Here is a 23,801-nt window from a genome sequence, read left to right on the forward strand (position 1 = left end):
TCTAATTGGTAATATATATTATCATCATCGGCGGTCAATGATATACTTTATTAATTAAATGTAAAGTTTTATTACACAATTTCTATTCAATTTATTTATTCAATGATCATAGCCAACAAAACTAAATTTAAAATTTTTATTCAAATATTACAATGCCATAATTAACATAGTTTAAGATAAAAAAGAATTCCTATTCCGAATTTATGAGTGTCGCAGTCTTAATTTAAACTTCATTAGTACTTTAAAAGTATAGTCTATCATCAATGAATGACTCATCCAATAAAAATAATCATCTTTTACTTTTTCTGTGTGATGATTGTACGGAAGATACATCCTTTCAACTGACAGAAGGAATATATTTTATTGGCCGTCATTCTAATAATTCCATTCGTCTTAACTCACCTTCAGTATCCAGACATCATGCTACTTTAATGCGCAGAGATTCAGCCAATGGAGAAAGTATATATATACTGATAGATGGAGATTTAGAAGGAAAAAGAAGTCAAAATGGAACTTTGGTTAATGGAAAAAAAATAATACATCATTCCCTTAGAGATGGTGATTTAATTGCTTTTGGTAGTAACGACAATCAAGCTGTTTATAAACAGGAAGTTTCTGACAATATAATTATTTATCCTTATTGTGATCTAAACTCTAAAAAATCTAAGAGTGAATCTTTAACTAGCAGTAATTTAGCAAGAGAAAAACTTCAAGATACTCTCATTGTTTCGGAATTAAATCTTAAAAATAGTCTTGAAAACTACGACATACAAAGATTAGCTTCTTTTCCTGAATTATCTCCTAATCCTATTTTAGAGTTTGATTTTAGTGGCAATATCATTTACTGTAATCCTTCTGCGAAACTTAGCTTTGAAGACTTGCTAAAACAAACAAACCAAGAAAATCCCCTTATAAAAGACTTAAAACCAGTTTCAGAAGAAAATCATGGAGAATTAATTATCAGAGAAATTGAGATAGAAGATAAACATTATGAGCAGTATATTCATTATTTATCAAAGGAAAATGTTATGAGAAGCTATATTTTTGATATTACAGAGCGAAAAAACTCCGAAGCAAAACTAAAATATCATGCACTACACGACTCTTTGACTGGTATTCCTAATCGAGATTTTTTTTATTGGCAAATAAGCAAAAATATTCAAGAAGCCAAAGAAAGCCTACTTTCAAAATTCTTTGCTGTTTTGTTTATTGATATTGATAGATTTAAAAACATTAATGATACCTTGAGTCATAGCATAGGAGATAAATTGTTAGAGTATTTTACTCACAGACTTGTATCTGTAATTCCTTCCGACTATTTTGTAGCTCGTTGGGGGGGAGATGAATTTATTTTAATTACCCCTTTAGAATTAATTAACCATGAAGATTCAAAAATAAAGAAAAAAACCTCTGCTCAAGTAGTAGCAGAAAAAATTATCAATGTTTTAAAAGAGCCTTTTTCCATTGAAAAATATACGATTTTTACTACTTGTAGTATTGGAATTGCCACATATCCTGAAGATGGTAACGATGAACAACATTTAATCAAAAATGCTGATATTGCTCTTTATCGTGCAAAACAGATGGGTAGAAATAATTATCAGTTTTATACAAATACTCTTAATAAAGAAAAAACTTTATTATTTGAGTTAGAAAATAGTTTATATAATTCCCTTGAAAATAAAGAATTATTTTTAACTTATCAACCTCAACTTAACTTAAAAACAAATACTCTTGAAGGGGTTGAGGTTTTATTACGTTGGCAACATCCTGTGTTGGGTGTGGTATCACCGAGTAAGTTTATCCCTTTAGCAGAAGAAACGGGATTAATTATTTCTATTGGAGAATGGGTTTTGGAAATGGCTTGTGAAGAGGGTACAAGGTGGCTTGATTTGGGTTATCCTCCGATTATGATTGCAGTTAATGTTTCTGGAAAACAGTTTCAACAAGATAATTTTGCTGATAAGGTAAAAGAGATTTTAATAAAAACGCAATTCAATCCTGAGTATTTGGAAATCGAAATTACGGAGAGTATCTTAATGCAGGATAGCGAAAAAACAGAAACAATTATCAAGGAATTATCTGGTTTAGGAGTTAAATTTTCTCTCGATGATTTTGGTACAGGTTATTCTTCTTTAAGTTATTTGAAAAAGTTCCCTTTTAATTTTATAAAAATAGATAAGTCTTTTGTCACAGATTTAGTTACTAATTTTCAAGATCAAGCCTTGGTTTCAGCTATCATTACTTTAGCAAAAGGTTACAATATGAAAGTCGTAGCCGAAGGTGTAGAAGTTGAAACACAAAAAAAAATTTTGAAAAATTTTCGGTGTGATTTAATTCAAGGATGGTTAGTCAGTGAGCCTTTAATTAGAGAAGATTTTATGGATTTTATGGCAAGTTATCAGCAAAAGACAATTAACGATTAGGAATTAACTGACGTTATCTACTCATTCATATATTTAGTTTTATTAACCTGAATTTTGCATAAGCTGAAAGCATCTCAACTCGTAGTCAGAAAACCTTATAGCTTCTTCTTAGAAATAACGATAAAATTGCCTTAATCCGAACTGATGTTAAATATATTCAACCTCTACCACCCCAAAATCCTAAGCCCCTATTTCTCCCTCTCACGCTCTTTCAATAAACTTCTCGTATAATCTGTCAACCCTTTACGATACTCCAAATCTAACGAGGATTGCAGGATTTGGATGTAAAGTCCAAACACAGCCCCTCGAAAGTAGTTACATCTGCCCTTAACCTATCACCTGTTATCTTTCATAGACAATTAATTATATTTTTGTCTAAAACCTCAAGCCTACATCTTAGATAAAGAAGAAATTTTCCCTAACTTTGCAGAGTCTAAACCAGTTAATTCTTCCAAACTAATCCAACCCTCTTTTAAAAGTTGAGCAAAAGTGAACACTAACATTCCTTCCCTAGTATCATATTTCCCATCAAGATCATAACGCTTGGCACTCAAAAGATCATGAATTTGCCATAATTGCTCCATGTCTGACATGTCCTCAATCTGGTTTCTCACTTGTGCCATTAAAGTTTCTGTTTCTCTTTGATAGGCTTTTTTTAAAACTTTTTGACTAATTTCTATTTCAGTATGACTCCATCCTGTTGTATTAATAGTTGTGGACATAGTAGATAATTAAATGATATATATAAGAAAATTTAAAGATGTCTCTCATCATATCAATATCTTTCTATAAAACGCAAAAAAAAGGTGTCAGGTTACAGGTATCAGGTGTCAGGTTAAACAAAAATCCCCCATCTCCCCTTCACCCTCTTTTCTCTTTTTTTCTCTTTCTCAAAAATGAAAAAACCCCCTTTTGTTTTTGTTTTGGGGGAATTCTAACAGTATATTTATCAATAGAAATCTCTTAACGGATAAAATTTAATAACTCTTTAGGAGATGCTAATAAGTCAATCGCAACAAAAAAGATTTTATTCTCAGGATTAAGTAAAAAGCGCCAAGCAATATCCATACCAACGTTACCACCAAACCAAGGGGTTTGAACTTTTCCAGTCACTTTAATTTGAGTATAACCATCTTCTGCCGGTTCGGAAATTCCCTGTTGAGGAATTAGTTTTAAATTTTGACATTCTTCTTTCATAAATTTTCCTAATTGATACCAAAAACCAAGTTTGATATTAGCAGACCACACTGCACTGGTTTGTTTATCGTTGCCCATGATGGTATGCACGGTATTCTTTTTCCTTACAATCTTAATATCAATGATGCGATCGCCGCTTTAGCTTTAATTTTATATGGGGGGTTATCTTTCAGAGATTTAAGGGAAAAACATTATTTGCATCATCGTTTCACTGGTACGAGTCTTGATCCAGACTTTCATGAGCATAACCCAAATTTTTGCTTTTGGTATTTTAGATTTATGAGGAAATATGTCAGTTTTTTAAATTTGTGTCGTCTATGTTTATTAATTTTAATAATTGTTAATCTTTTTCACATTCACTGGTTAAATTTACTTTTATTTTGGGCTTTGCCTTTAATTTTTAGTTCGTTACAACTATTCTTTTTTGGGACTTTTTTACCCCATCGTCATCATCAGGATAATCAATATAGTTTAGGTGCAATTAAGAGTTTTCATTTACCGATATTATTGTCTTTAATTACCTGTTATCATTTCAGTTATCATCAAGAACATCATCGCTATCCTTTTCTTCCTTGGTGGCAATTACCCTTTGCGATGGGATTTTCTCAGTCACATTTTTAGCTTATATTCACTGAGGTTTAATATAAAATTTGGCACTGCTGATTTTAAATATGATTGTAATTTCCCATTTAGGTGGGAAATAGGGAAAGGGCAAGGGGCAATTAGTGAATAGTTGATAATCAAAAACCCCGAACTTATATCTCTCTCCTTTTCTCCCTTTCTCATTACTTATTTACTCTGCTAAACCATTAAACTTGCCCTTATCCAATATTCTTGAGCTAAATAAACGTTCAATAATTAATTCAAGTTTAGATATGCCGCTTCTTGTTCTAACTGTTTTACTAATTTTTCATCTCCGTTGCTTCTAGCAACTGTCAAGCGATGCTCTAAGTTTTTCTTTAAATTTTCTCTATGAGCCTTTACGCTTGTACCTGAACTTTTGCTTTTTCCAAATAAACCCATGCTTTTACCCTCACTCGATAACTATAAATTGACTGATATTTATTCTTTTAGTTTATCAAATCATAACTTTTTTTCGATAATAATGTATCAATTGTTACTGAAATTTAATATTAAAACAGTAATTACCTGAGTTTGACATAAAATTGTCGATGAAAGTAGCAAACAAAAAACAGGGAAAAAAGAACAGGCAAAAGTATTTAACCCATTTTGCTGGAACTTTCAACTCCTAACTTTAAGAAACATTCCTAATCACTTTAAAGTCAAAATAAGAATAATTTTGCGGTGATTTCCTCTCCAATCATTACAGATGGAGACTTTTACGATTACAATATTTTTATTACAAAATGAATTATGTAAGGTGAGTCCTAATTTTTCTTCGTGTCGAACTCAGGTTATTATTGATTAATTTGAGAAGATTTATTTTTGAATTGTCTAAAATTAAGCATGGTACAAATAAAAAAATTATTGAAGTATATTGGTTTAGGATTAATTTGTTGCAGTTTGATAATTGCGTGCGGTGGAAATCCTAGTAATCAGAATACTTCTAATGGTTCGTCCTCGGAGAATGGTAGAATCAGTATCGGTACAACTTTAAAAGCGAGAACTTTAGACCCTGCAGACAGTTATGAAACAGCAGGATTAAATCTTATTTACAATATAGCGGAGAGTCTTTACACATATACACTAGGTACGACAGAATTAGTACCCTTGTTGGCTGAGGATATGCCTACTATTAGCGATGATGGTTTAGTTTATAAAATTCCCTTGAGGCAGGGAGTGACATTCCACGATGACACACCTTTTAATGCAGAGGCGATGAAATTTTCTTTAGATAGGTTTATGCAAAATGGCGGTAAACCATCATTTCTATTGAGTGATACTATCAGAGAAATTCAAGTAACGGGAGAGTATGAATTAACGATTACTCTTTACAAACCTTTTTCTGCTTTCACTGCTTTGTTGGCATTTCCCGGAGCGTGTGCTGTTTCCCCCCAAAATTATACCATTGGTGAAGGTGAATTTAAGCCCAGTGAATTAATTGGCACTGGTCCTTATAAATTAAGTGCTTTTAATAGTGATTCTGTCAGTTTGGAAGTATTTGAGAATTATTGGGGAGAAAAACCTGTTAATAAGGGTATTGATATTCAAATTTATGCGGGAAATTCTGCCAATTTATACAATAGCTTTTTAACTAATGCCATTGATGTGGCTTATCAAACTTTTGCTCCTGAACAAATTACCACTTTATTAAAAGAGTCCGAAAATGGTGCTTTTAATGTGATTGAAGGTTCTGGTACTGTGGTAAGTTATATGGTGTTAAATCGCAATCAACCTCCTTTAGATCAGTTAAACGTCAGAAAAGCGATCGCACTTTTAATGAATCGTAGTTTAATGATTGAAAGGGTTTTACAGGGACAATCTGAACCTTTATATAGTTTAATCCCCACGGTATTTGACTCTTATCAACCTGTTTTTCAGACAGAGAATGAAAATGATAATATTCAACAGGCTAAACAATTATTAACAGGGGCAGGTTATTCTCCATCAAATCCTGCAGTTGTTGAAGTTTGGTATCCTTCTGCATCTAAAACCCGTAGTGGGGTTGCTTCTACCTTAAAAGCGATCGCTGATCAACAATTAGAGGGTATAATCCAGTTTGTACCTAGTGGGGTAGAAAGTGCTACTGCTTTTAGTAACCTTGGCAAAGGGATTTATTCCAGTTTTTTGGGTGACTGGTATCCTGACTTTCTCGATGCAGATAACTATATTCAACCTTTTTTACAATGTGTACAAGGCAATGAAACAGAAGGATGTTTGGAAGGAGGGGCGCAAACTCAAGGTTCTTTTTTCTACAGTGAGAAAATGAATGAATTAATTGATCAACAAAGGCAAGAAGACGATTTAGCCAAAAGAAAAGCCATATTTATTCAAATTCAGGATATTTTAGCTGAGGAAGTTCCTTATATACCTCTTTGGCAAAATAAAGATTATGCTTTTTTCCATAGCAATATTGAAGGGGTCAAAATTAATCCTAGTCAACAGTTTCCTTTTTGGACAATTAAAAATAATTAATCTCAGTTCTAAGAATATCGGATAAGAAGGCTTGGTTTCAGGTTTTAGGTGGCAGGTTTTAGGCTCTAATCAATCAGGAGAGGATAATATTCATTAAGTGTTAAAATAAGGAAAAGTTTATATATTGCTTAAATATGGTGCGCAAAATCCCATCTTTACTTTTATTCTCTGCGACTTGCTTCGTCTCTTTTGGCATTTTTTCAACTAATGTTGAAGCGGAAACTCCATCTTGTGCGATCGCATCTGCTCAAGAATTAGAAGGAGTTTGGGAATCAGATGTAACACAAGTTTTAAATAAACAAGGCTTACTTGAGGTTTCAGGAGTTTTAGAAATCAAAGCAAAAACCGACAATATTTTAGAAGGTCAATATACTTGGAAAACGAAGGAAGAAACAAAGACGGGAAATAATAGTGAGGGAGTAAAAGTTATCGAAGATACAGAGACATTATATGGTGTTTTTAATCCCCGCAACTGTACTCTCAAAATGGTTGAAACAAAAGAGTCAGGGATTCATGAAATTACCATTCTGAGCCAAAACACTGTAGAGCAAATCTTTAGGCAGTCTGGAGAGTATCCCGTCGTTTATATCAGCACTTTAGAAAGAAAATAAAGATTAAAAATTAAGAAAAAAGAGTCAGAAGTCGGGAGTCAGAAGAATTAAGAAAAGTCTTCTCCCCACTCCCTAGTCATTACACCTCAGAAACTAGAATTGACTGTTATAGGCTGAAACCTCAACCATTTCTAGCTTCTGATTTTTTTATGAGGCAAGTATTGCCCCTATTGTTTATTGCTTATTTCCTGCCTTTTCACTAGATACATTACTCAAGTTAACCTGAGTTTTGGATAAGCTGAAAGCATCCCAACTCGTAGTCAGAAAATCTTATAGCTTCTTAGAAATAACGATAAAATTGCCTAAATCCGAACTGACTTAAACAAGGGGCTTAAGCCCCTTGCCTAGGTCAGAAGAAAGCCCCTTGCTAAAAACCCCTACCCCCCCCAAAACCCTAAGCCCCTACTTCCTCCTTTCCCCTCATCACCTCATCCCCTAACACCTGCAACCTGCAACCTGACACCTGACACCTAACCTTATCGGATATTCTTAAACCGAACTGAGGTCAAGTTAAGCTAAAGCAGGTACAGGAATCTGTAAATGAGGATAAAGAGGATAGCGATCGCATAATGCCTCTACTCTCTTAATACAATTAGCTTTCACATCTGCATCATCAGGATTGAGTAAACAATCAGCGATAATATTAGCCACTTCGGTGAAATCCTCTTCTGTTAAACCTCTAGTGGTTTCAGCAGGAGTTCCCAAACGAATACCACTGGTGACAAAAGGAGATTCAGGATCAAAAGGTACAGTATTTTTGTTCGCAGTAATACTGATTTCTCCTAAAAGTTGATCTGCCACTTTACCCGTCATGCCGATAGAGCGTAAATCCACTAAATTGAGGTGATTATCACTACCGCCAGAAACTAACTTAAAGCCTCTATTTACTAACTGATTACCCAATGCTTTAGAATTGGCGATAACTTGTCCGCAATAGGTTTTAAACTCAGGTTTTAACGCTTCACCAAAAGCCACTGCTTTACCTGCAATGACGTGTTCTAAAGGACCGCCTTGAGTACCGGGAAAAACAGATTTATTTAATTTTTTACCTAATTCTGCGTCACGGGTCAAAATTAAGCCTCCACGAGGTCCTCTGAGAGTTTTATGGGTGGTGGTAGTAACTACGTCACAATGAGGCACGGGGTTAGGATGATGCCCAGTGGCTACTAATCCTGCAATGTGGGCAATATCTGCTAATAAATACGCTCCTATTTCATCTGCGATCGCACGGAATTTTTCAAAATCAATAATGCGAGGATAAGCGGAGTAACCGCAAATGATTAACTTAGGACGTTCTTTTAACGCTAACTCACGAATTTGATCATAGTCAAGGCGTTCAGTTTCTTTACTTACACCGTATTGACAAACCTCAAACCATTTACCAGAAACATTAACAGGAGAACCATGAGTTAAATGTCCACCGTGAGATAAATCCATCCCCATGATTTTATCCCCGGGGTTAAGAAGGGTTAAAAATACAGCAAAATTAGCCTGCGCCCCTGAATGGGGTTGTACATTTGCCATTGCCGCCCCAAATAACTGTTTTGCTCTTTCAATGGCTAAATCTTCCGCTTGATCAACGAATTTACAACCACCATAGTAGCGTTTACCCGGTAAACCCTCTGCATACTTATTGGTTAAAACAGAACCCTGTGCCGCCATTACCGCAGGAGAGGTAAAATTTTCACTAGCAATTAATTCTAAATGTCCTCTTTGTCTTTGTAACTCATTAGCAATAATTTCCGCTATAGCTGGATCTGTGTCGGCTAAAAATTCTAAGTTAGTTTTACTCACGTTAATTTATTACTTTAATCATAAACATACTCTATCTATAATAATTGATTTGCGATCTGCTCGACACTATCTCAGTTTGAGTTTGGAGAGTTCGCCTTCAGCTCTTATACTCCCTTCGGTCGTGAACGGAATTTTTAATTATCAATTATTCACTATACATCTTTGCCCATTGCCGATCTAAACTAAAAATCATGGTTTAATTCCCCAACGCCTAAACGGGATACAAGAAAGGTGATAAGATTAATGGGAGAATTAAGAGAAAATTACCAATACATCCTCTCATTTTTATATGGCTTATAGTCTGGAATTGTATTTAGAAGATTTATTTTTCACCCCTCAAAATCAAATACCCCTCATTAAAGAAGAAAATTGGCAAATTTATCTGGAAAAATGGTTAAATAGTTTGGATTTGGATTTCGATCCCACAAAAATCTATGAAATGACTTTAAGACTAACCAATGATGAGGATATAAAGAGTTTTAATGCTCAATTTCGAGACAAAAATCAACCTACAGATGTTTTATCTTTTGCCGCCTTAGAAACTGACTTTCCTGATTTTGATATGGATTTAGTTGCATTAGGGGATGTTATTATTTCAGTGGAAACGGCAGAAAAACAAGCCCAACTGCATCTTCATTCATTAGAGATAGAATTATTATGGTTAGCTAGTCATGGCTTTTTACATTTATTAGGATGGGATCATCCTGACGATGAATCATTAAAAGAAATGCTAAATCTACAAAAATTTTTACTGCACACAATCGGGATTGAATCGGAATCCTTGAAAGAATGGTGTGAATAAATTACTTATGATTTGCTGAAAAATCTTTTGGTTTGGGTTGTTGAGGTGAGGGGGATAAATGAGTAATGAATAATGAAATAAGTTAAGAGCTTTTTATTCTTAACTATCAACTATTCACTATTCACTATTCACTAATAAAAGTGAGGCTAATTATTTTTTCAACCAGCTAAACATCGCTCTTAAGTCTTTACCAACTTCCTCGATGGTTTCTTCAGACTCACGACGACGCATTGCAGTAAATCCGGGTTTTCCTGCCTGATTTTCTAAGATAAATTCACGGGCAAATTGTCCAGATTGAATTTCAGTGAGGATTTTCTTCATTTCTGCACGGGTTTCATCGGTGATAACTCTAGGTCCTCTGGTATAATCACCATATTCAGCAGTGTTAGAAATACTGTTGCGCATTTCTGCTAAACCGCCTTCAACGATTAAGTCAACGATTAATTTTACTTCGTGGAGACATTCAAAATAAGCTAATTCGGGTTGATAACCAGCAGAAACTAAGGTTTCAAAACCAGCCTTAATCAAAGCGGATAAACCACCACATAATACTGCTTGTTCACCAAATAAGTCGGTTTCGGTTTCTTCACGGAAAGAGGTTTCTAAAATACCTGCACGAGTGCCACCAATACCTTTAGCATAAGCCATAGCGCGATCGCGCGCTTCTCCAGAAGCATCTTGATAAACAGCAAATAAAGCGGGTACACCTTGCCCTTGTTCGTAGGTACGTCTAACTAAATGACCCGGTCCTTTAGGAGCAATCATGACAACATCAACATCGGCGGGAGGTACAATTTGCCCAAAATGAATATTGAAACCATGAGCAAAAGATAATACTTTACCTTTAGTTAGGTAAGGTGCTATTTCTTGTTCATAAACAGTACGCTGTACTTCATCTGGTAATAAAATCATAATCCAGTCAGCTAAGGAAGCGGCTTCAGCTACGGAATGAACTTTTAAACCAGCAGATTCGGCCTTAGCTTTAGACTTACTACCTTCATAAAGTCCAACAATGACATTAACTCCACTTTCTTTGAGGTTTAAAGCGTGAGCGTGTCCTTGAGAACCATAACCGATAATTGCTACTGTTTTACTAGAAATTAACTCTAATTTAGCATCATTATCATAGTACATTTGAGCCATAATTGTACCTCTAATATAAATATTTTAATGTAATTTAATAGGCAAACTTTTATTGTATCATGACAGTTGAATAAGAGAGAATTAACAATTAAGGATTTAGAATGGAGAATCTCAAAAAGGTATCAGGTATCAGGTATCAGGTATCAGGTAGCAGGTTAATGATTTTCTTTTATTTCTGGCCGATACCCCAATCAATACATCACTTATTATTCATTACTCATCACTCAATTCTCAGTTATGTCGAATTTTAAACCTAAAAAGAAAAATCAGCCTTCAAAACCAAAATCTTCTGTTTCTCCTGCTTCAGAAAATCTTAATACATTTGAAAATGAATTGAGTTCTGATTTAATTTATGGTTCTTATCCTGTTTTAGCCGCTTTAGAAAACGGACAACAATTAAATCGTCTTTACCTAAATTCTCGAATGCTTCATGATTCTCGCTTTGAGTCTTTAATTCCTCAAGCTAAGGCTAATGGTACTGTTATTGATGTGGTGGATAATAAAAGATTAGATCAATTAACCAACCGAGCAAATCACCAAGGAATTGTTGCCACTGTTGCCCCTTATGAGTATGTCGATTTATCAGAATTGATTGATAAAGCAAAAAGTGAAACAGACAATCCAGTAATTATAATTGCTGACGGTATTAATGATCCTCACAATTTAGGAGCAATCATTCGTACGGCAGAAGCCTTTTCCATGCAGGGTTTAATTATCCCTCAAAGAAGGGCGGTAGGAGTTACTTCTACGGTGATGAAAGTGGCGGCAGGAGCATTAGCTTATTTTCCCGTCGCAAGAGTTGTTAATTTGAATAATGCGATCGCATCTTTACAAGAAGCAGGTTTTTGGATTTATGGCACGATGATGGAGGGTAACTCCTTACATAATACTAAATTTGAAGGTGCGATCGGTTTAGTAATAGGCTCAGAAGAAAAAGGATTAAGCCCTTCCACCGCTAAAGCCTGTGATTTTCTAGTATCCATTCCTATGACAGGAAAAACTCCTAGCTTAAATGCCTCGGTAGCTTCTGCTATTTGTCTCTATGAAATACGCCGTCAATTGATTTAGATAGGTATCAGGTATCAGGTATCAGGTGTCAGGTTATCCCCCCAATAACCTAGGGCTGTTTCATTTTCGAGAAAGAAAAAAGAGCGGGAGATAGGGGGAGAGGGAGATGGGGGGATTTTTGTTCATAAAGTTTTAATTAATAGAAAAAAATCCTTGTATCTCTTACTCTTACTTAATCTCAGTTAACCTAATTTTTTACTTTGAAACAGCACTGCCCCAATAACCCAATACCCCATTACTCCTAATTATTGGCAAACTTAATTTTTAAATAGTCCTCCTCCATTTTTGCTCCAGAAGGATTCAACGCCGCCAAGGCTTGAGGTAAAACTAAATTACGGCGATGATTACCAATTCTTACATTTAACTCATCCCCTGTTTTATTCAGTTTGATTTGCTGTTTAGGAATGCCGGGTAAGTATAATTCAAGACTATAGTTATTATTTTCTTGAACAACTCTAATGGTATTTTCTTGATAATAAACTTTACTGGGATCTTCGTCAGTATCATATAACGTATCTCTGAGCCTTTCTAATGCCTGTAAACCGCACATTTCTTCAGAGTAAAGAGGAACTTCTTTCACAGGTAAAGGATGGAAGTTATCATAAATTTCTTTTTTGTAGATGTTTTGATTCGCCTTCCATTTTTGGAAAAAAGGATCTTCAACTTCTTCGGGAATAATACGATTAGCAATAACTAAATCCGTAGAAACATTATATAAACTCAAGTAAGCGTGAGCTCTTAACGACTCTTTAATTACCATCTTTTCAGGATTTGTGACCAATCGAACCGAAGTTTGCGCATTGTCCGTTAAAACCTTCTCCAAAGCCTCAATCTGTTGATAAAATTCATAGGGTGCATCCATTACTTCATTGCTAGGTAAAGAAAATCCAGCAATAGGCTTAAAAATAGGCTCAAAAAGAGGGCGTAAAGCCGCCGACATACTTTGAAAAGGTTTGTAAAATCTTCTCATGTACCAACCACTAACTTCAGGAAGACTGAGTAGCCTTAAAGCAGTACCTGTAGGAGCAGAATCGATGATTAAAACATCAAAATCTCCCTCATCATAGTGTCTTTTCATACGCACCAAGCCAAAAATCTCATCCATACCCGGAAGAATAGCTAATTCCTCAGCTTGGACACCATCTAAACCTCTAGCCTGTAAAACTTCTGTTATATAACGTTTAACTGCTCCCCAGTTGCCTTCTAATTCCATTAGTGCATCTAGTTCAGCACCCCAGAGATTTTCTCTAATTGCTTTAGGTTCATGTCCCAATTCCATATCAAAGCTATCTGCTAGAGAATGGGCGGGATCTGTACTTAACACTAGGGTTTTATGACCCATTTGCGCACATTTTAAACCTGTGGCCGCCGCAACGGATGTTTTACCAACTCCGCCCTTCCCCGTCATTAAGATTACACGCATGATTTTTTTGATTATTGTTATTATTAATGATTGCTAGTTTCTTAAAATATAACGTTTTGTTACTATTACTATCTCAGTCCTAGATAAAATTGTTGATTTGTGGCAGGTAGTTAACACGGAAAAAAACGTAAAAACTAGAAAAATGTGAGCAAAACTTAGTAAAATTTATTTTGAATCATTATCAATAAAATTTTTAGGTTAAGAAAGGGCAAAATTAAAGAAGCAAGGGGAAAAGGTAAAGAATTGAGAATTAAGAATTAAAAACTCCGAACTCCTATTGGGGCGAATGGCCATTTGCCCCTACTTCCCCCTCATCGCCTCATCCCCAAATATCCCAATACTCTGAAATCGTACTCCTAACACCTGCAACCTGCAACCTGACACCTTTCACTGATATTAATTTCTGTCTAACGCTCCTTTTGGATAAGCGATTCTCTGATGATTAAACTGTTGCCAAACATTTACAAATACTTCTGCAATAATTGGTAATTCCTCATATTTGATTCCACAGTCATCTAATTGATGATCGCGCCAACGGGCTTTAAAAATCTTATTAACCATTGCCATAGCTTGATCTGGAGTTGCATTTTTAAGAGAGCGCAAAGCGGCTTCACAACCATCGGCTAACATAACAATACCTGTTTCTCTTGATTGGGGAATTGGACCATCATAGCGAAAATCTGATTCGTTGATCATGATTTCAGGGTTGTTTTCTTTCTGATTCTTGGCTTGAAAATAGAAATAGGAAATAAGTAAAGTACCTTGATGTTGAGGGATAAAATCTCTAATAGCTTGGGGTAGTCCACATTTTTTTGCCATAACAATTCCCTCGCTAACGTGTTTTTTGATAATATCAGCACTTTTCCAAGGATTATTTATCATGTCGTGTTTGTTTGGACCCCCCATTTGATTTTCGATAAAACCGAGAGGATCGTGCATTTTTCCTATATCGTGATATAAAGTACCTGCTCTGACCAATTCCACATTGCAATGCAAACGACGGGCGGCGGCTTCAGCTAAACTAGCTACAAACATGGTGTGTTGAAATGTGCCGGGGGCTTCTGTTGCTAATCTTTTTAATAAGGGGCGATTGGGGTTTGATAATTCTGCTAGACGAATGGGCGTAATTAAATCAAAAAATCTTTCTAAATAGGGGGAGATTCCCAAGGCTAAAACTGTATAAGTTAGCCCTACAGTACCATGCCATAATGCACCGGGTAATAAGGCATACCATACAGTACCTGCGGCGGCACTACCCACCAAATGAACGATGAAATAAACACTACCCTGAGTTAATCCGACTCCTGCACCTAATAGGGCTAATTCTTCCCTTGAATGAAGACGACTAGCCATTACACTGGCTAAAATTCCACCAGCAAAAGAAGGAATTAGATATTGCCATCCCACTGTTTCAATTTGAAATATGGTTAAACCTGTCATCAAAGTAACATGGGTTAAGGCTAAGGTTGGTCCATAAAAAGTGCTAGTTAAAAATCCAACCGCAGGTAAGGAATTGTAGCCCACATCGACAATACTAATGGCTGGAATTGAGAGACTGAATAACCATATTAATACTTGATCTCTGCGCCTTAACTTTTTCTTAACACGATCTGCGATCGCCATAAAAGTAATTAAAGACACCGAAACTAAAGCACCAGAACCCAGAATTCCAGTCCAGTTAATACTTCTACGACTTAAACCAAAATTGTCTAAAAGAATAAAATCACCTTGAGTAATTTTTTCTCCCGCATTGACAATTACTTCATTTTTTTGAATGGAAACTACTACTGGTTCAATTTCTTGAGCCGCTTTTTCCGCCCTTGCACTGGTTTTTTCTTGATCGATAATTAAATTGGGTTTTAAATTGGGCAATAATAATTTCACGCCAATATTAACCAAGTTAGGAGGTAGGGCATTTTCAAGATGAATTTGAACTGTTTGCTCTTTGATTTCTTCTGGTAATCCTGCGGAAATACCCTGAGTTAAAATTAGCTTTTGGGTTTTTAAAATTTGTTGCCGACTTTTTTGCCAAGTATTTCTATCTAAACTAAATAAAACTTCTTTATCTGCCCTACTCAAATTATCGAAAGAGATTTTTTGAATTTGTGATTCAATAGTTTGATATTGTTCCCTATATAGCTGTAACTGATTTAAAAGATTTTGGAATTTAACTTCATCAACTTGTTGCTTATAATTCCATAATTGTCTTACTGCGTTATTTTCTAAGTTAAGAGGTTGATTTGAATTGACATCGTTAATTATTTCCTGCCATTCATTCTGTGACAGATTAAATAAATATAATTGAATGGGTGTAGAGATAATTCCTGTAGAAACTAAGGAAATATTCCGTTTTAAACTCCGTAAATTATCGATTTCTCGTAGCTGATTTTCTAAATTAGTTCTTAATCTATTAGATATATTAGTATCTTCTTGAAGTACAGGTAAAGAACCATTCCGAATTTTTTTCCGCAATTCATCGGTGGTTTTTTGATCAACAAAACTACCATCACGGGGGGCAACAATTTTGGCAGGAGAGATAGTGCCAACTGCTAACTCTGGTTGATTGTAGAAACGATAACTAATTAATCCCGTTAAACTGGTGACGGAAATAATAATCATTACAGGAGAATGAATCCGACAAATACAACGTAATAGAAAAGGTTGACTGTCTTCGGAAACATTATTACTACTAGACTCTTTATTAGAGGTAACAGTAGATTGATGAAGAGATTTATTTTGCCAGTTTTTGATAGTTTTACCGATTAACTGTAAAGCATTCATATTAATTTAAAGTTGTATCACATCAAATGAAATTAATCTTTTAATTTTTTGATCACTCCTCTACTGAACCTTTCTTTATTATACTGAGATCTCGAATTGATAAAAATATATAAATCATTTAAGACTGTTATACGAAATTTTTATTATGAAAATATTAATTGCAGATTTTGACTTATTCAAAAAAATAGGAGGCGGACAAACTTTTTACCGTCAAATCATTGAAAAAAATCCTCATCTTGAATTTTATTATTTAATTAACCAAGAAAATACTAACAATCCTCGTCCAAAAAATGCAAATCCAATCCCTTATCAACCTATTTATGAAATTAATGATCTTAACTATTATCTTAACGTAAATCCCCCTCGTTGGACTTATCGTTCTTTCACTTTAGCTAGTAATATTGCTAACTCTGTTAAAGATTATGAATTTGATGTTGTGGATGCTCCTGATTATGAACAATATACTCTTTTCTTACGTCCAGCTTTAGAGTATCACGGAGTTAAATGTAATAAAGTTGCTCTTTCTCTACACGGAAAAATATCTACCACTTTACGGATGGATTGGTTTGGCTCTAATGAAGTAAATATTCCTCTCGATTTAGAGGAAAAAATGCAGTTTAAAACTGCTGATATTCGTTATGGAATTAGTAAAAGTTATTTACAAGAATGGAGAGAATTAGTTAATGTTAAAAGCCATTATTTTAATCCCTTACATTTTATTGATTTACCTAAACCTCAGCCTTTAAAAAATATAGATAAAAAAGCTAATTTATATTTTATTGGTAGAACAGAAAAAAGAAAAGGAGCAGATATTTTTGTTAATTTAGTTTGGTGGCTATCTCCTCATAACTATAGTGAAGCAACTATTATTGGACCTCATAGTTATAGTGAATTTGGACAATCTTCTCAAGATTTATTACAGGAGATGATTAATAAAAGATTAGTTAATATCGAAATTAAATCATCAAAACCAAGAGAAGAGTTAAAGCAAATTTTTGCTCAACCTGCTATTATTTTTCTTCCTTCTCGCTATGATACTCTTAATTTATTAGCGTTAGAATCTCTTTTTTCAGGATGTCCTACAGCTATCGGTAGTGGTGCTGGCGTTTGTCAATTTTTAGAAGAAAATTTCCCTCAATTACCCTGGATTAAAATAGATGTAGAAAATACTTATGAATGTTTACCTAAGTTAGCAGATGTTTTAGAAAATTATCAAGAATATAGAGAGAAATTAAATCGAGCGTTAATTGATATTGATACTTCTACTAATGATCCTAATTTAACAGAAATTTATCAAGCAGAAAGTGATGTTGAAAAGGATACTGCTTTGGAATTAAAACAATGGTATTTACAGTTAATTGATTATTGGCAACATCGCCCTGAAAATAAAAATATTATCAAAAATAATGCTACTAAATTAATGCAAAAAGTGGTTAGACCTACTGTTAGTAAATTAAAGAATAAAGCCACTGATTACGCAGAAAATAATCGAGCATCTCAGTTAATTAAATCGCCTTTTCTTGCTTCCCAATATCATAAGGTATTTACTCTAAGTGAACAAACGGAATTAGAGATAGAAAAAAAATTGCAACAAGTTTGGAACTTTGTAGAAACTGTTGAACCAGAGGCAAAGGGAATTAAAGGAAAAATTCAGAGTGCTTTTAGGATTGATAGAGTGAGAGTTTGGCGAGAAATTGCTCGTTTAGAAAGGATGAGAAATAATGATTTAGTGGCGGCAACCTATTTACTTAGAAGTATGCGAACTTTAGGTTATGATAAGTTTAATGAGTTACCCTATGTCTTAAAAATTTTAGAGGAAAAAGGCTTTAAATCAGAGGCAAAAGCTACAGAAGTGATGTTTAAAGACATTAATCAACAAACAGAAAATGCCTTAGATTTTCTCAATACAACTTATACTAATTTGCTAAAATATGACCGTGAAGAATATGAAATTATAGACGATAGGAGAGATAAAAATAGTTATAAAGTATCAGTAATCGTTTCTCTTTATAATGCCGCTCCTAAATTACCTTTATTTTTACGGGTTTTGGCACAACAAACTCTGGCAAAAACAGGAGATATGGAAGTAATTTTAATGGATAGTGGTTCACCTGATGAGGAATATCAGGTATTTTTAGCCCTAGCGGATGAGTTAAAGTTACCCATTGTATATTTTAGATCACATCAAAGGGAAACCATCCAAAAAGCGTGGAATCGGGCAATTTTAGAGGTGCGATCGCACTATATCACCTTTTTAGGAGTGGATGAGACGATTATTCCCGAATGTTTAGAAGTCCTTGCTGAAGAATTAGATAAAGATGAAGAGACAGATTGGGTCATTGCCCATAGTTTAGTAACCGAAGTGGATTTACAAGGTAATCATTTTCAGGATATTATGCTTTATAATCGGGCTAATTATGACCAGAATTTAGAATACTTAGAAACCTGCTACCTTTCTTTAGTGGGAGGATTGTACAGAAAAAATATCCACGATAAATATGGTTATTATGATCCAACTTATCGAGGGGCAGGAGATACAGAATTTAAAAACCGAGTTTTGCCTCATATAAAAACAAAAATGGTTAATCGAGTTTTAGGGTTATTCTGGAATTATCCCGATGCCCGTACCACTCAAAGTCCGATGGCAGAAGTAGAGGATATTCGGGCTTGGTATCTTCATCGCAGTTTAGGGGGAGTTAAATATGCTTTTGCCAATAAAAATCCTGATGTGGTGGAAGAGTTTTTATATCATGCTTTAGCTTATCGTAAGTCTTATTGTGGACATATTAGCAGTGATATTGAGTATGCTTACAATCTTTGTCAATTTTTAGCAGAAATTAAGCCTACATCGCCTTTATTACAATTTAAACCTAGCATTGAACAGCTTTTAACGGCATATCGACAGTTAGACTGGTTAGAAAATACGGAAACTTTTACGGCGACTAAAACTCTTTGGAAAACCCGTCAATTAGCGAAAAATACGGAAGATTTACACCGCAAAATAGCTCTTAAATTAGGTAATGGTAACTTTAATCCTAACTATGACATTTTCCATGATAATCGTCATGAACAACATGCCAATCTCTGGAAAACTGAATTGAGTTTAATTAATCGTTAGAAAGTATGAAGCTATCAGCAACACTAATATATTTTTGTCTAAATCATGAACAAAGCTGATCAAAATATGCCTGAAGTTACAGAAGCACAAATAGAAAGGTTATATCAATTAAAGATATATCTTCGTTGGATTTTGGTTGTATGTGCTTGGATACTAATTTTACCATGGTCATTGTGGCAATTTAGAGAAACAATTTCTCTTTGTCAGGAAAGATGCACTTGGGCGGCGATTCGAGTAGGAATTGAATTTACTCCTTTAGGGGCGTTAGGAATTGCTTTTTGTATGGGCTTTACTACTTCTGTGTTAGTCTGGCAAAGTCTTCATATTCTTCGAGGAGGATTGTCGAATAAAGAGAAATATTATCTTCGTCAAGAAATGGTTAAAATTCTTCAACAAGGAGAAAAACACTGGCTTTATCGTTATTTTCATTAGAGACTAATTTGACAACCCCTCTATATCTCCTCTTTTACCAGGGGTTTTTCAAAGTCAGGGCAAAATTATCTTGCCCTCACCCCCAACCCCTCTCCCACAGTAGAGGGGAGCGTTTTTTCTTAATAATTGATTAATTAATACTTAAAAACTCCTGTATATGTTACTATTTGTTAGTTTCAAAAATTGACATTTTTGAGAATGAAAAAACCATGCTCGAGAGGCAGGGCTGTTTCAAAATAAAAAATTAGGTTAACTGAGATTAAGTAAGAGTAAGATATACAAGGATTTTTTTCTATTAGTTAAAACTTTATGAACAAAAATCCCCTCATCTCCCTCTCTCCCTATCTCCCGCTCTTTTTTCTTTCTCGAAAATGAAACAGCCCTGGGGATAAAAGGGGGTTTTTTTAAGGGGAGACACAGAGGGGTTTGCCTCTTGCCCTTTGCCCTTTAAACTATACACTTTGCTTCTAGCTCTTACTCATCTTTTCTGCCATCTGTTTAGTCATAGTGATTAATTCGGTTGGTACTAACATAACTGTAGTAGTATTATTTTCTGTACCGATTTCCGTTAAAGTTTGTAGTCTTCTCAACTCAAGGGCGATGGGATTTTCTGCAATTTGATTACTAGCTTCAGAAAGCATTAAAGAGGCTTCTTTTTCTGCGGAGGCTTTAATCAGTCTTGCCCGTTTTTCTCTGATGGCTTCTGCTTCCTGTGCCATTGCTCTTTGCATAGATTGGGGAATCTCTACATCCTTCATTTCTACTCTTTCAATGACTATACCCCAAGGATCAGTAATCTCATCAACTATTTCTTGGATTTGATGATTAATTTTGTCTCGATTTCGTAGTATATCATCTAAAATATTTTGTCCAACTACATTACGCAGGGTAGTCATAGAGGCTTGATAAACTGCAAATTCATAGTTTTCGATACGATTGATAGCGCGATCGGGATCTAAAACTCTGTAGTATAATACTGCATTAACTCTAACAGTGACACTATCGGCGGTAATGGTTTCTTGAGATTGTATGTCAACTGTTTTTGTACGAATATCAATTTTTGCTTTTTGATCAATCAGAGGAATTGTCCAATAAATACCAGGTCCTTTGATGCCACTCATTCTCCCTAAACGAAAAATAACCCCTCTTTCATATTCTCGATCGACTTTAAAGCCTGTAAGGGCAAAAATTACAACGGGGATGACTATGCTGACTAGGGCTTCCATTTGGCTATCTCCTTATAACAATTTGGGAAATTTGGCAATAAGGTTCGTTTTAATTAATCTTTAACTGCCTTAGTTCTATTCTAATTTCTATTTCCCTAGAGTTTTCACTTAGATTTGTCCACCGAATTAAACTCAACAAATTCATAATTTGATTAAAAAGACTTTTCTCCTTTCCTCATTACCCTCCTAAACCTAAAACCTGCTATCCAATAACTGATACCCACCCTTATCCGATATTCTTAAACCGAACTGAGGTTAATATCATCCTCCTGTTTTATGCAAAATTAACATTAATTTTATGCACTTATTGTATTTTACTCACTCATATTCCTGATGAATGTGAGAAGATATTAATAATTGCTAAATAGCAATATAGCAATGAATCAAAATAGGAGTATTTCATCATGAGTAGTTTGTACGAAAAATTAGGCGGTAAAGAAGCTGTAGATATTGCAGTCGATAAGTTCTATGATAAGGTGTTAAAGGATGACCGAGTTAATTATTTCTTTGCCAATACGGATATGAAGAAACAAAAAGCTCATCAAAAGGCTTTTATGACTTATGCTTTTGGAGGTCCTGATACTTTTTCTGGTAGAGATATGCGAGAATCCCATAAACATTTAGTAGATAATATGGGTTTAACGGATGTTCATTTTGATGCGATCGCAGAAAATTTGATCAATACTCTCAAAGAGTTAGGTATCGAACAAAATTTAATTGACGAAGTTGGGGCGATTGTCGGGGCTGTATCCCATCGAAATGATGTTTTAAACCGATAGAAAAAACAAAACCCTCTCTTAATTTTGGAGAGGGATTGAATTTTAACAGTAATTAACCGATGTTATGAAGACCAAATGTTACTAGCAACTTCAATTAAAGGCTGTAAATGGGGAGTTTGACAGAGGAAGAAAGCGAAAAACGCACCGCCACAACCACCTAATAAAAAGCCACCAGCAAATTCACTCCAACCTTCTTTAGTAGCTAAATCCATAGGTACTTCAGGAGTGGTCAAAGTTTCAGTAGGTTTGCTTACTCCCACCGCACCATAAATGGATAGGCAGATGGTAAGAATAGAAACTAAACCAATAGTTGCTAATAAACCAGCAGTAGGTCCATATTCAGTTAAACGTAAAGGACCTAAAACGGCAAAAGGTCCATATAGTAAGTAACCGTGTGCCATACCTACTTCTAAACCACGACGGTTAGGAGATAAACCTTTGCGATATGCAGGTAAAGCATTAATAAAAGCCTTAGTAAAAGCAGATCCATTAATGGGAGTAGAGAGGTTTCCTACTTGGGGATCTCCACCGTGGTTTACTACGTCTATACTCATTGTTTTTTATACGATCTCCTTAAATTGGTTATCAAATAATTAAGTATTTTTAGCTTACTTTAACTTGATCGGAGTCTATTCACATTTTTTTGTTAAGAATCTTTATATTTGATTCTTTTTGGTTAAACTTAGCAGTAATATCCATCTAGGTTAACTTTTTTTAGTATAGGAAAATAAAAAAATGATTCTTGGAGATTTTGCGGCTTCTTTCTTACCTGCCATTTTAGTTCCTGCTGTTGGCTTAGTTATGCCTGCTGTTGTAATGGGATTATTATTCTTACAAATCGAAAGCGAGGCGTAATGTTTTAGGTGTTAGGGTTTAGGTGTTAGGTTTTAGTAGATTTTACCTCTATAACGGATATTAAGGCTTATGAATTGTTAAAAATTCCTGAGTTATGGATTTATCGTCAAGAAATTTTGATTATTTATATCTGGAAAAAAGAGGGTTATTTAGACAGTGATAAAAGTCGTTTATTTCCTGATATAGATGTGAAGAATATTTTGCCCAATTATGTGGAGTTGGCATGGAAACAGGGTTCAAGCATCGCTTTACGACAATTTAGTCAAAACCTAATTGATTCAACTAAAATTTAGATCTTTCTTACAAGGGTTAATCCATCCCCAATAGGTAGTAAACTCAATTCGATTCTTTCATCTTCAAACAATCTGCGGTTAAATTCTCTCATTCTTTTGGTGCGATTATCGTTAATTTCGGGATTGGCAACTCTACCATGCCACAAAACGTTATCTATGATCATTAATCCCCCTTTTCTTAATAAATCAAGGGATTTTTCATAGTAGTTATAATAATTACTCTTATCGGCATCGATAAAGATGAGGTCAAATTCTTCATTATATCCTTCTTCTTTTAATGCTTCTAAGGTGTCTAAGGCTGAATCTAAACGGAGAATAATTTTGTCTTCTAAAGAGGCTTTTTGCCAATGTTGACGGGCAATTTCAGCAAATTCGGGATTATTTTCACAGGCGATGAGTTGTCCATCTTCGGGTAAAGCTAATGCCATTGCAGTGGAACTGTAACCTAAAAACACTCCTATTTCAAGGATCTTTTTTACCCCTAATAACTTTATCAGTAAAGAGATAAACTGTGCTTGTTCGGGAGCTATTTGCATTTTGCCGAGGGGGTGAGTTGAGCTTTTTTCCCTTATCTCCTTAAGAATAGATGCTTCTTTTAGAGAAACGGATAATAAATATTCATAAAGTGGAGGAGTCAGATTAAGAGTTTGAATCGTCATAACACAATAAGTAAATTACAAGCAAGATGCTTGTTTCACGATAGAGAAATGATAATTTTTAATTCCTAATTGCTAATTCATAATTACTTTTTCGTTAC

The 23,801-nt window shown here is 34.7% G+C and carries 19 protein-coding genes and 2 pseudogenes; 11 read left to right on the forward strand and 10 right to left on the reverse strand.

Going from position 1 to position 23,801, the window contains the following annotated elements; all coding sequences use genetic code 11:
• Positions 1-263: 263 nt before the first annotated feature.
• Positions 264-2,426, forward strand: coding sequence for an EAL domain-containing protein (locus tag CYAN10605_RS15785; protein WP_015220947.1), 2,163 nt, complete (start codon positions 264-266; stop codon positions 2,424-2,426).
• A gap of 389 nt (positions 2,427-2,815) precedes the next feature.
• On the opposite strand, the gene frp is transcribed toward CYAN10605_RS15785, so the two are convergent.
• Both frp and CYAN10605_RS15800 read right to left on the reverse strand, forming a co-directional pair.
• Complete coding sequence (frp, locus tag CYAN10605_RS15790) at positions 2,816-3,148, reverse strand: fluorescence recovery protein (RefSeq protein ID WP_015220948.1); 333 nt, start codon at positions 3,146-3,148, stop codon at positions 2,816-2,818.
• A gap of 241 nt (positions 3,149-3,389) precedes the next feature.
• Positions 3,390-3,629 (reverse strand): annotated as a pseudogene (locus CYAN10605_RS15800) (ketosteroid isomerase family protein); the annotation flags it as partial.
• A 54-nt stretch (positions 3,630-3,683) separates the two neighbouring features.
• On the opposite strand from CYAN10605_RS15800, the gene CYAN10605_RS15805 reads away from it, so the two are divergent.
• A complete protein-coding gene (locus tag CYAN10605_RS15805; protein ID WP_150108965.1) occupies positions 3,684-4,244 on the forward strand; it encodes a fatty acid desaturase in 561 nt (186 codons plus the stop codon).
• Positions 4,245-4,481: 237 nt separating this feature from the next.
• On the opposite strand, the gene pirA is transcribed toward CYAN10605_RS15805, so the two are convergent.
• Entirely contained in the window at positions 4,482-4,646 is a 165-nt protein-coding gene (gene pirA, locus CYAN10605_RS18940) for an arginine synthesis PII-interacting regulator PirA (RefSeq protein WP_015220949.1), read from the reverse strand.
• Between the two features lie 444 nt (positions 4,647-5,090).
• Between pirA and CYAN10605_RS15810 the strand changes: the two genes are divergently transcribed.
• Both CYAN10605_RS15810 and CYAN10605_RS15815 read left to right on the forward strand, forming a co-directional pair.
• Positions 5,091-6,719, forward strand: coding sequence for an ABC transporter substrate-binding protein (locus CYAN10605_RS15810; protein WP_015220950.1), 1,629 nt, complete (start codon positions 5,091-5,093; stop codon positions 6,717-6,719).
• Between the two features lie 134 nt (positions 6,720-6,853).
• Complete coding sequence (locus CYAN10605_RS15815; protein ID WP_015220951.1) at positions 6,854-7,330, forward strand: hypothetical protein; 477 nt, start codon at positions 6,854-6,856, stop codon at positions 7,328-7,330.
• A gap of 510 nt (positions 7,331-7,840) precedes the next feature.
• On the opposite strand, the gene glyA is transcribed toward CYAN10605_RS15815, so the two are convergent.
• Positions 7,841-9,124: a serine hydroxymethyltransferase gene (gene glyA, locus CYAN10605_RS15820; RefSeq protein ID WP_015220952.1), complete on the reverse strand. Its 1,284-nt coding sequence runs from the start codon at positions 9,122-9,124 to the stop codon at positions 7,841-7,843.
• 289 nt (positions 9,125-9,413) lie between these two features.
• Between glyA and ybeY the strand changes: the two genes are divergently transcribed.
• Complete coding sequence (ybeY, locus tag CYAN10605_RS15825) at positions 9,414-9,926, forward strand: rRNA maturation RNase YbeY (RefSeq protein ID WP_015220953.1); 513 nt, start codon at positions 9,414-9,416, stop codon at positions 9,924-9,926.
• A 150-nt stretch (positions 9,927-10,076) separates the two neighbouring features.
• On the opposite strand, the gene ilvC is transcribed toward ybeY, so the two are convergent.
• Complete coding sequence (ilvC, locus tag CYAN10605_RS15830; protein WP_015220954.1) at positions 10,077-11,069, reverse strand: ketol-acid reductoisomerase; 993 nt, start codon at positions 11,067-11,069, stop codon at positions 10,077-10,079.
• Positions 11,070-11,306: 237 nt separating this feature from the next.
• On the opposite strand from ilvC, the gene rlmB reads away from it, so the two are divergent.
• On the forward strand, positions 11,307-12,137 hold the full coding sequence (rlmB, locus tag CYAN10605_RS15835; RefSeq protein ID WP_015220955.1) for a 23S rRNA (guanosine(2251)-2'-O)-methyltransferase RlmB: 831 nt from the start codon (positions 11,307-11,309) through the stop codon (positions 12,135-12,137).
• A gap of 241 nt (positions 12,138-12,378) precedes the next feature.
• On the opposite strand, the gene CYAN10605_RS15840 is transcribed toward rlmB, so the two are convergent.
• Both CYAN10605_RS15840 and CYAN10605_RS15845 read right to left on the reverse strand, forming a co-directional pair.
• On the reverse strand, positions 12,379-13,560 hold the full coding sequence (locus tag CYAN10605_RS15840; RefSeq protein ID WP_015220956.1) for a TRC40/GET3/ArsA family transport-energizing ATPase: 1,182 nt from the start codon (positions 13,558-13,560) through the stop codon (positions 12,379-12,381).
• 396 nt (positions 13,561-13,956) lie between these two features.
• The gene (locus CYAN10605_RS15845; protein ID WP_015220957.1) at positions 13,957-16,341 is read right to left on the reverse strand and encodes an HD family phosphohydrolase; all 2,385 of its coding nucleotides are present in this window, start codon (positions 16,339-16,341) and stop codon (positions 13,957-13,959) included.
• 145 nt (positions 16,342-16,486) lie between these two features.
• Between CYAN10605_RS15845 and CYAN10605_RS15850 the strand changes: the two genes are divergently transcribed.
• Positions 16,487-19,459, forward strand: a complete 2,973-nt coding sequence (locus tag CYAN10605_RS15850) for a glycosyltransferase (protein WP_015220958.1) — start codon at positions 16,487-16,489, stop codon at positions 19,457-19,459.
• A gap of 45 nt (positions 19,460-19,504) precedes the next feature.
• Positions 19,505-19,891 carry a hypothetical protein gene (locus CYAN10605_RS15855; RefSeq protein ID WP_015220959.1) on the forward strand — a complete coding sequence of 129 codons (387 nt, stop codon included), beginning with the start codon at positions 19,505-19,507 and terminating at the stop codon, positions 19,889-19,891.
• A gap of 467 nt (positions 19,892-20,358) precedes the next feature.
• Here CYAN10605_RS15855 and CYAN10605_RS15860 read toward each other — a convergent pair whose 3' ends face one another.
• Complete coding sequence (locus tag CYAN10605_RS15860; protein WP_015220960.1) at positions 20,359-21,117, reverse strand: slipin family protein; 759 nt, start codon at positions 21,115-21,117, stop codon at positions 20,359-20,361.
• Positions 21,118-21,521: 404 nt separating this feature from the next.
• On the opposite strand from CYAN10605_RS15860, the gene CYAN10605_RS15865 reads away from it, so the two are divergent.
• The gene (locus tag CYAN10605_RS15865) at positions 21,522-21,896 is read left to right on the forward strand and encodes a group I truncated hemoglobin (RefSeq protein ID WP_015220961.1); all 375 of its coding nucleotides are present in this window, start codon (positions 21,522-21,524) and stop codon (positions 21,894-21,896) included.
• A 62-nt stretch (positions 21,897-21,958) separates the two neighbouring features.
• On the opposite strand, the gene CYAN10605_RS15870 is transcribed toward CYAN10605_RS15865, so the two are convergent.
• A complete protein-coding gene (locus tag CYAN10605_RS15870) occupies positions 21,959-22,444 on the reverse strand; it encodes a photosystem I reaction center subunit XI (RefSeq protein ID WP_206536282.1) in 486 nt (161 codons plus the stop codon).
• Positions 22,445-22,631: 187 nt separating this feature from the next.
• Here CYAN10605_RS15870 and CYAN10605_RS15875 point away from each other — a divergent pair, with 187 nt between their 5' ends.
• Positions 22,632-22,751, forward strand: coding sequence for a photosystem I reaction center subunit VIII (locus CYAN10605_RS15875; protein WP_015220963.1), 120 nt, complete (start codon positions 22,632-22,634; stop codon positions 22,749-22,751).
• 35 nt (positions 22,752-22,786) lie between these two features.
• Positions 22,787-23,044: pseudogene (locus CYAN10605_RS15880) on the forward strand (Uma2 family endonuclease); the annotation flags it as partial.
• Here CYAN10605_RS15880 and CYAN10605_RS15885 read toward each other — a convergent pair.
• Positions 23,041-23,703 carry a class I SAM-dependent methyltransferase gene (locus CYAN10605_RS15885; protein ID WP_015220964.1) on the reverse strand — a complete coding sequence of 221 codons (663 nt, stop codon included), beginning with the start codon at positions 23,701-23,703 and terminating at the stop codon, positions 23,041-23,043. The pseudogene CYAN10605_RS15880 and the gene CYAN10605_RS15885 overlap by 4 nt on opposite strands.
• Positions 23,704-23,801 lie beyond the last annotated feature (98 nt).

Origin of the sequence: Cyanobacterium aponinum PCC 10605, assembly GCF_000317675.1 — a bacterium.
GTDB lineage: Bacteria > Cyanobacteriota > Cyanobacteriia > Cyanobacteriales > Cyanobacteriaceae > PCC-10605.

What these genes read in the sequence shown, in the direction of transcription:
- CYAN10605_RS15785 (WP_015220947.1), top strand. Translation starts at nt 264, where the DNA reads ATGAATGACTCATCCAATAAAAATAATCATCTTTTACTTTTTCTGTGT.
- frp (WP_015220948.1), bottom strand. Translation starts at nt 3,148, where the DNA reads ATGTCCACAACTATTAATACAACAGGATGGAGTCATACTGAAATAGAA.
- pirA (WP_015220949.1), bottom strand. Translation starts at nt 4,646, where the DNA reads ATGGGTTTATTTGGAAAAAGCAAAAGTTCAGGTACAAGCGTAAAGGCT.
- CYAN10605_RS15810 (WP_015220950.1), top strand. Translation starts at nt 5,091, where the DNA reads ATGGTACAAATAAAAAAATTATTGAAGTATATTGGTTTAGGATTAATT.
- CYAN10605_RS15815 (WP_015220951.1), top strand. Translation starts at nt 6,854, where the DNA reads ATGGTGCGCAAAATCCCATCTTTACTTTTATTCTCTGCGACTTGCTTC.
- ybeY (WP_015220953.1), top strand. Translation starts at nt 9,414, where the DNA reads ATGGCTTATAGTCTGGAATTGTATTTAGAAGATTTATTTTTCACCCCT.
- ilvC (WP_015220954.1), bottom strand. Translation starts at nt 11,069, where the DNA reads ATGGCTCAAATGTACTATGATAATGATGCTAAATTAGAGTTAATTTCT.
- rlmB (WP_015220955.1), top strand. Translation starts at nt 11,307, where the DNA reads ATGTCGAATTTTAAACCTAAAAAGAAAAATCAGCCTTCAAAACCAAAA.
- CYAN10605_RS15840 (WP_015220956.1), bottom strand. Translation starts at nt 13,560, where the DNA reads ATGCGTGTAATCTTAATGACGGGGAAGGGCGGAGTTGGTAAAACATCC.
- CYAN10605_RS15845 (WP_015220957.1), bottom strand. Translation starts at nt 16,341, where the DNA reads ATGAATGCTTTACAGTTAATCGGTAAAACTATCAAAAACTGGCAAAAT.
- CYAN10605_RS15850 (WP_015220958.1), top strand. Translation starts at nt 16,487, where the DNA reads ATGAAAATATTAATTGCAGATTTTGACTTATTCAAAAAAATAGGAGGC.
- CYAN10605_RS15855 (WP_015220959.1), top strand. Translation starts at nt 19,505, where the DNA reads ATGAACAAAGCTGATCAAAATATGCCTGAAGTTACAGAAGCACAAATA.
- CYAN10605_RS15860 (WP_015220960.1), bottom strand. Translation starts at nt 21,117, where the DNA reads ATGGAAGCCCTAGTCAGCATAGTCATCCCCGTTGTAATTTTTGCCCTT.
- CYAN10605_RS15865 (WP_015220961.1), top strand. Translation starts at nt 21,522, where the DNA reads ATGAGTAGTTTGTACGAAAAATTAGGCGGTAAAGAAGCTGTAGATATT.
- CYAN10605_RS15875 (WP_015220963.1), top strand. Translation starts at nt 22,632, where the DNA reads ATGATTCTTGGAGATTTTGCGGCTTCTTTCTTACCTGCCATTTTAGTT.
- CYAN10605_RS15885 (WP_015220964.1), bottom strand. Translation starts at nt 23,703, where the DNA reads ATGACGATTCAAACTCTTAATCTGACTCCTCCACTTTATGAATATTTA.